The organism is Acetobacterium fimetarium, assembly GCF_014284475.1.
Taxonomy (GTDB): Bacteria; Bacillota; Clostridia; order Eubacteriales; family Eubacteriaceae; genus Acetobacterium; species Acetobacterium fimetarium.
On the sequence record NZ_WJBC01000009.1, the window covers coordinates 110,448 to 117,876 of the forward strand.

Genomic DNA, 7,429 nt, shown 5'->3' on the forward strand with positions numbered 1-7,429 from the left:
TGAAGAATGAGAAATAAAAGTATCCATGTAACAACGCTGGGCTGCGATAAGAACACCATCGATTCGCAGCGGATGCTGGGGCTGATCGAGGAAAAGAATTTTTTAATCCAGGACGATCCGCAGAAAGCCGACATCATCATTGTCAATACCTGTTGCTTTATTCAGGAGGCAAAGGAACAATCGATCGATTATATTCTGGAATATGTGGATTATAAAAAAAACGGCCAATGCGACGTGCTGATCGTCGCGGGATGCATGGCGGAACGCTATCATCAGGAATTAAGCGAAGAGATTGAAGAAATTGACGGATTTCTGGGCGTCGGCCACTTCGATGATATCATCGATCTGATCAACCGCTTTGAAGCGTCCAGCACTGCCGACAGTCAGATCATCCGTCAGGATGAAACCTATCTCGGCGATATCGAAAAGGAATCAACAAGCAAGGTCAATCGGTATATTGAAGAAGGGACGGTATCCACGTATGTCAGAATCAGTGAAGGCTGCGATCATCATTGCACCTACTGTGCCATTCCGCAGATCCGGGGGAATTACCGGAGCCGGAAAAGTCAGGCTATTTTTGATGAACTGCGCTATCTGGAGCAAAAAGGCATCCGCGAGCTGATTCTGATCGGTCAGGACATTGCCCCGTATGGCCAAGATCTTGCTGAAGGTTATGATTTGCCGAAACTGCTTGAAACAATCGCCCGGGATTTTGATTTCAAATGGATCCGGATGATGTATCTGTATCCCGAAGGGATTACGCCGCAGCTGCTGGCGGTGGTCCGGCAGTATCCGGCTATCTGTCAGTATTTTGATATCCCGCTGCAGCATACCCAGGATGTCATCCTCAAGCGAATGGGGCGCCAGATGACTTTTGCGCAGATCAAAAACCTGGTTGCGCTGATTCGGGAGGCGTTGCCGGAGGCGGTGCTGCGGACATCGATCATTACCGGTTTTCCCGGTGAAACCGAGGCCGATCACACTGCGCTGTTAAAAAGCATTGAGCAGTTGGGATTTGATCACCTGGGGGTGTTCCGGTATTCCCAGGAAGACGGTACCCCGGCCGCGGATTTTGAAAATCAGATTCCGGAAGCGGTCAAGGAAAAACGTTACGATGAAATCATGATGGCCCAGCAGCCGATTTCATTAAAGAACAAGCAGCGTTTTATCGGTAAAACGCTGGACGTACTGATTGAAGGGATTGATGAAGATACCTATACCGGACGCTTTTATGGCGATGCCCCGGATATCGACGGCACGGTGTTTGTCGACAGTCGGGAAATCCCACTGACCATTGGCGAATTTTATGCTGTGAAAATAGTCAATGCATTAGAATATGATTTGATAGGAGATATTAAAAATGAACTTGCCGAATAAGATTACTCTTTTACGTATTATCATGATTCCATTTTTTATCGCTGCCCTGTTAATTGAATTCCCTTATCATCAGCCGATTGCCGCCGTCCTGTTTATTGTTGCAGCGCTGTCCGACAGCCTGGACGGTTATCTGGCCCGCAGCCGGAATCTGGTCACCGATTTCGGAAAATTCATGGATCCGCTGGCAGACAAGCTGCTGGTCTGTTCCGCCCTGATCTGCTTTGTTCAGCTGGGGTCGGTGCCGGCATGGATCGTGATCATCATCATTGCCCGTGAATTTGCAATAACCGGCCTTCGCACCCTGGCCGCCGCCGACGGAATCGTGATCGCTGCCAGCAAATGGGGAAAAGCCAAAACAATGACCCAGATGATTGCCATCGTGATCATTCTGTTCGGCAACTGGCCGTTCTATCTGATCAACATTCCCGCCGGTACGATCATGATCTACATTGCCACGATCATGACGATTATCTCCGGCGTCGATTATTTCATCCTGAACCGAAAAGTATTCCGCACGATGTAACGGACTAAAGGTAAAAATCAAACGGAGTACCGACAATTGTTACATCATGTTGTGTGCATCAGAGCGGACATCTCGAAGAGTGTCCGATTCTGCAGCACCACAACAGATTAACAATTGGTCGGTACGGGTTTTATCAACAACCTGCTGAACTCGTAAGATTGAAAGGAAAGAAAATGAAATGTGAAATAATATGCGTGGGAACCGAGCTTCTGGTTGGGGACACGCTCAATACCAATGTCAATTATTTATCAAAAGAGCTGTCCCATCTGGGGCTGAGCGTTTGTTATCATACCACGGTTGGCGACAATCCCAAACGGCTGGAAGAAGCGGTGAAGATTGCTTTTGAACGCAGTGACCTGATTATTACAACCGGCGGACTGGGACCGACCCAGGATGACCTGACCAAAGAAGTGATTGCAGAATTATTCAACCGCGAACTGATTCAGGATGAAAAAATCAAAGAAGAACTGCTGCAGTACTTTACCAACCGGGAATTTTCATTTACACCCAACAATCTCAAACAGACCTTTGTGCCCGAAAACGCCGAAGTGCTGGCGAATCCCTGTGGAACGGCGCCCGGTATTTTAATGCGGGAACAGGGCAGAGTCATCATCATGCTGCCGGGACCACCCCGAGAAATGACACGTGTTTTTGACGAAGATGTCGTGCCGCTGATTACCCAGAAAAGCAAACAGCTGGTGATATCGCGCTACTACAATCTGTCCGATATCGGCGAGTCGGCAGCGGAAGACCGGCTGCTGGATCTGATCGATACGCAGACGAATCCAACCATCGCCACCTATGCTAAAATGGGCGAAGTGCTGGTGCGCATCACCGCCAACGGCGACGATGAAAAAGCGCTCAACACCTTGCTGGATCAATACGAGGCCATCATGCTGGAACGGTTCGAGGAGAATATTTTCACCTTTTCCAAAGAGTCGCTGCGAGAAACGGTCTGCAAGCTGTTGATTGAAAAAAACATCAGCATTGCGACCGCGGAATCCTGCACTGGGGGACTGATTGCTTCACAACTCACGGAACAGGCAGGCATTTCAAAAGTTTTCGGAACCGGGATCATATCCTATTCCAATCAAACAAAAATGAAGCTGCTTAATGTCAGAAAAGAAACGCTGGACAAATTCGGCGCGGTCAGTGAAGAAACCGCGCGGGAAATGTGCGAAAACCTGCAAAAAATTGCCGATGCCGAGCTGGCGGTATCGGTGACCGGCATTGCCGGACCCGAAGGCGGTTCAGCCGAAAAACCGGTAGGACTGGTCTATGTCGGCATCTGCTACAAGGGGAAAACCCAGATTACCAAGTGCCATTTTAACGGGGAACGAAAAATGGTTCAGATAAAAACGGCCAACAAGGTGTTTCATCTGATCAGAAAGACCGTTATTGACAAAAATAGTTAAGTTGGCTATAATAAACAGAGAACGAATGTTCGAATAATGAAAAGGATGGGCGCAAATGGCTGAAAAAACGAAAACAAACGATCAGATCACGGATAAACAGAAAGCTTTGGAGGCTGCACTGAAAGGTATTGAGCGGAGCTTTGGAAAAGGGGCGGTCATGCGTTTGGGTGACGATAGTGCAAAACTCAATGTTGATGTCATTTCCACATCTTCAATCGGCTTGGATTTGGCTTTAGGCATTGGCGGAGTTCCCCGGGGACGTGTTGTCGAGATCTATGGTCCGGAATCCTCCGGAAAAACGACCCTTACTCTTCATATCATTGCGGAAGCCCAAAAAACCGGCGGGAATGCGGCCTTTGTTGATGCCGAGCATGCCTTGGACCCCACCTATGCCAAAGCACTGGGGGTTGACATTGACAATTTACTGGTGGCGCAACCCGACACCGGTGAACAGGCCCTGGAAATCGTCGAAGCACTGGTGCGAAGTAATGCGCTGGATGTGGTGGTCGTTGACTCGGTAGCGGCGCTGGTGCCACGGGCGGAAATCGATGGCGAAATGGGTGATTCTCACATGGGGCTGCAGGCCCGACTGATGTCCCAGGCATTGAGAAAGTTAACCGGTATCATTAATAAATCAAATACAACGGTCATCTTCATCAATCAGCTCAGAGAAAAAATTGGCGTGATGTTCGGGAATCCGGAAACAACCACCGGCGGCCGGGCGCTTAAATTTTACGCCTCGGTCAGAATTGAAGTGCGTCGGATTGAATCCCTCAAAAAGGGGACCGAACTGATCGGCAACCGGACCCGTGCAAAAGTGGTCAAGAACAAGATGGCACCGCCTTTTAAACAGGCTGAGTTCGATATTATGTACGGCAAAGGAATATCCAAAGAAGGCGATATTCTGGACGTCGGCGTTGAGATGGATATCGTCGACAAATCCGGATCATGGTTTTCCTATAAAGAGCAGCGCCTGGGTCAGGGACGTGACAACTCAAAAGAATACCTGATGGCCAACCCGGATCTTACTGACACCATCGAGAAGGAAATTCGCGCGCAGAATGCCTTGAAAAATGCGGCGGCTAAACCCGATGCAATCGAAAAAGAGCAACCGGCTGAAAAATCCCTTTTTGACGAAGAAAATAGTCCAGACTAAAAACTGAGCTTGGCCGACAAGCTGAAGGAACCATTAACTGGTTCCTTTTTTGCGTTTGAACAGCAAGAAAAGAAATTGATTAAAATTAAACACAGGCTGTTAAAAACAGGCGTTGCTTAAAATAAAGCCGGATGCGCAGTCAAGGTGCATACGAATACCGCTACGCAATTAGTTGCCGGCATTTTATGAAATAATTAAAGGTTGTGAAAATAACAAACACCCTTTCACCTTTGTTTCTTGACACTATTTTAAAAAAAGTATAAAATAGTGTTTATGATGAGTATAGTAAAATTCTAAATAATATTTATGAGGAGGTGAAAATTATAGACATACTAATAATTATCTTATCTATCGGTATAATCGTCGCTTTTGTCATCGGTTATTTTGTCCGTAAGAATATTGCGGAAGGCAAAATCAAAAATGCTGAAAATGCTGCCGCTGCGATTGTGAACGATGCCGTAAAAGAAGGGGAAACTTTAAAGAAGGAAATTCTTTTTAATGCCAAGGAAGAATCTTTGAAATTAAAAGAATCCAATGAAAGAGATAACCGAGATCGAAGAGCCGAGCTTCAAAAATTTGAAAATCGACTTATTCAAAAGGAAGAAAATCTAGAGAAAAAATTAACAAATTTAGAAAGAAACGAAGAAGCCCTTGGTAAAAAAGGCAAAGAACTGGAAAAGAAAAAAGAAAAACTGGATGGCTTATACGAGGATGAAGTTAAAGAACTCGAACGCATATCCGGAATGACTTATGATGAAGCAAAAGAGATTTTGCTTGATGATGTCAGAAAAGAGACGCGCAGTGAAGCTGCGATCATGATTCGCCAGATTGAAGTCGAATCCAAAGCGGTTGCTGATAAAAAAGCCAAAGAGCTGATTGCTCAGTCCATTCAGCGTTGTGCAGCAGACCATGTTGCCGAACAAACCATCACGGTGGTTAATCTGCCCAATGATGAAATGAAGGGACGAATTATCGGTCGGGAAGGTCGCAATATTCGAACATTGGAAACATTGACGGGTATCGACCTGATTATCGATGATACACCGGAAGCAGTCATTCTTTCCGGGTTTGATCCGATTCGTCGGGAAGTAGCCAGATTGGCTTTAGAAAAATTGATCATTGACGGGAGGATCCATCCAGCAAGAATTGAAGAGATGGTGAAGAAAGCCCAAAAAGAAGTTGAAAACCAGATCAAAGAAGTCGGAGAACAGGCTTGTTTCGATACTGGCATTCATGGTTTGCATCCGGAAATTGTAAAATTGCTGGGCCGACTGAAATACCGAACCAGCTATGGACAAAATGTTTTAAAACATTCCATCGAAGTGTCGCATTTGGCTGGTCTGATGGCGGCTGAACTTGACGGCAACGTCAAAGTTGCGAAGCGGGCAGGTTTGTTACATGATATCGGAAAAGCGATCGACCATGAGGTTGAAGGTCCACACGTCGAGATTGGCGTGAACGTTCTTAAAAAATACAAAGAAAATAAAAATATCATTCACGCCGTAGAAGCTCATCATGGTGACGTTGAGGCAAGAACGATGGAAGCGGTTCTGGTTCAATCAGCTGATGCCATTTCGGCAGCTCGACCGGGGGCCAGAAGAGAAACACTGGTTTCCTATGTTCAGCGACTGCAGGAACTCGAAACCATCGCCTCGTCATTTGAAGGCGTCGAGAAATCATACGCTATTCAGGCTGGTCGTGAAGTCAGAGTTATGGTTAAACCAAATGAAATTAATGATGAAGAGATGATTCTATTATCTCGCGATATTGCCAAGAAGATTGAAGCAGAAATGGAATATCCCGGGAACATTAAGGTTAATCTCATTCGTGAAACGCGAGCAAGCGACTTTGCCAAATAGTCAAAAGGGGAGATTTTCTCCCCTTTTTTTTAACTGAAATAAAAAAGGATAGAATATGAATATATTAATACTCGGTGATATCTATGGCCGACCGGGCCGAAAGGCCGTCAAGGAAAAACTGCCCCAGTTAATCACCCAATATCAAATCGACTTTACCATCGTCAATGGCGAGAACGCTTCCGGCGGCAACGGTTTAACAACAAAAAATGCCAAAGAACTGCTGAATCAGCCGATCGATGTCGTCACGATGGGAAACCATGTCTGGCAGCAAAAGGAATTTCTGGAAACCATTGAAGATTTCCCGCAAATTATCCGACCGCTCAATTATCCGGAGCCCTGTCCCGGGAAGGGATATGGCATTTTTGAATGCCGACTGAAAAACGATGAAATCAAAAAAATCGCGGTCGTCAATTTGTCGGGACAGATATTTATGCCGGCTTTGGACAATCCGTTCAATCGAATTAGCCCGATAATGGACGAACTGAAAAACTCGGCCGATTTGGTTTTAATCGATTTCCATGCGGAGGCCACTTCCGAGAAAATCGCTTTCGGCTATTTTATGGACGGGTTTGCGACGGCCGTCTACGGCACCCACACCCATGTCCAGACCGCGGATGAGCGCATTTTACCGCTGGGAACCGCCTATATCACTGATATCGGGATGACCGGCCCGCTGGACGGGGTCATCGGAGTCGACCGGGAAATCATTCTGGAGACGATGCTCACCAAACGTCCCAAACGTTTTGAAACAGCGACCGGAGCGGTTCAGATCAATGGGATTATGCTGGAAATAGATGAAATTGAAAATAAAGTGATCAGAATCACTCGATTATATGAAACCATTGAAGAAAATAAAAAATAAGGAGATAGGGAATAGTACCTAAAAATATAGCCAAAGATCCCCAAATATAGAAAAAAGCCTATTTTTCAACAGGCCTTTCATACTCATTTAAAACAAGTTCAATTCCTTTATCCAGTAACTTCGATATGGGGATCATCGTTTCTTTCGATAAGGTTTGTAACTTCAACCATAATTCAGAATCAACCGCATTGGAGATTCGAGTTCTAGTTTTTAGTCCGTATTTATCACTCATCTTTA

The 7,429-nt window shown here is 45.9% G+C and carries 7 protein-coding genes; 6 read left to right on the top strand and 1 reads right to left on the bottom strand.

The window, feature by feature from the left end; all coding sequences use genetic code 11:
• Window positions 1–6 precede the first annotated feature (6 nt).
• The 6 genes from rimO to GH808_RS08035 all read left to right on the top strand — a co-directional run bounded on the left by rimO (window position 7) and on the right by GH808_RS08035 (window position 7,192).
• The gene (gene rimO, locus GH808_RS08010; protein ID WP_186842258.1) at window positions 7–1,377 is read left to right on the top strand and encodes a 30S ribosomal protein S12 methylthiotransferase RimO; all 1,371 of its coding nucleotides are present in this window, start codon (window positions 7–9) and stop codon (window positions 1,375–1,377) included.
• Entirely contained in the window at window positions 1,361–1,900 is a 540-nt protein-coding gene (pgsA, locus tag GH808_RS08015) for a CDP-diacylglycerol--glycerol-3-phosphate 3-phosphatidyltransferase (protein ID WP_186842259.1), read from the top strand. The genes rimO and pgsA overlap by 17 nt, the downstream gene beginning before the upstream one ends.
• 173 nt (window positions 1,901–2,073) lie before the next feature.
• Window positions 2,074–3,315: a competence/damage-inducible protein A gene (locus GH808_RS08020; protein ID WP_186842260.1), complete on the top strand. Its 1,242-nt coding sequence runs from the start codon at window positions 2,074–2,076 to the stop codon at window positions 3,313–3,315.
• A 55-nt stretch (window positions 3,316–3,370) separates the two neighbouring features.
• The gene (recA, locus tag GH808_RS08025) at window positions 3,371–4,471 is read left to right on the top strand and encodes a recombinase RecA (RefSeq protein WP_186842261.1); all 1,101 of its coding nucleotides are present in this window, start codon (window positions 3,371–3,373) and stop codon (window positions 4,469–4,471) included.
• 314 nt (window positions 4,472–4,785) lie between these two features.
• Window positions 4,786–6,330 (top strand): ribonuclease Y, encoded by a 1,545-nt coding sequence (gene rny, locus GH808_RS08030; protein ID WP_186842262.1) that lies wholly within the window; start codon window positions 4,786–4,788, stop codon window positions 6,328–6,330.
• A gap of 55 nt (window positions 6,331–6,385) precedes the next feature.
• Window positions 6,386–7,192 carry a TIGR00282 family metallophosphoesterase gene (locus GH808_RS08035; protein ID WP_186842263.1) on the top strand — a complete coding sequence of 269 codons (807 nt, stop codon included), beginning with the start codon at window positions 6,386–6,388 and terminating at the stop codon, window positions 7,190–7,192.
• A 58-nt stretch (window positions 7,193–7,250) separates the two neighbouring features.
• Here the strand turns inward: GH808_RS08035 and GH808_RS08040 are convergent, their stop codons facing one another.
• Window positions 7,251–7,424 carry a ribbon-helix-helix domain-containing protein gene (locus GH808_RS08040; RefSeq protein WP_186842270.1) on the bottom strand — a complete coding sequence of 58 codons (174 nt, stop codon included), beginning with the start codon at window positions 7,422–7,424 and terminating at the stop codon, window positions 7,251–7,253.
• Window positions 7,425–7,429 lie beyond the last annotated feature (5 nt).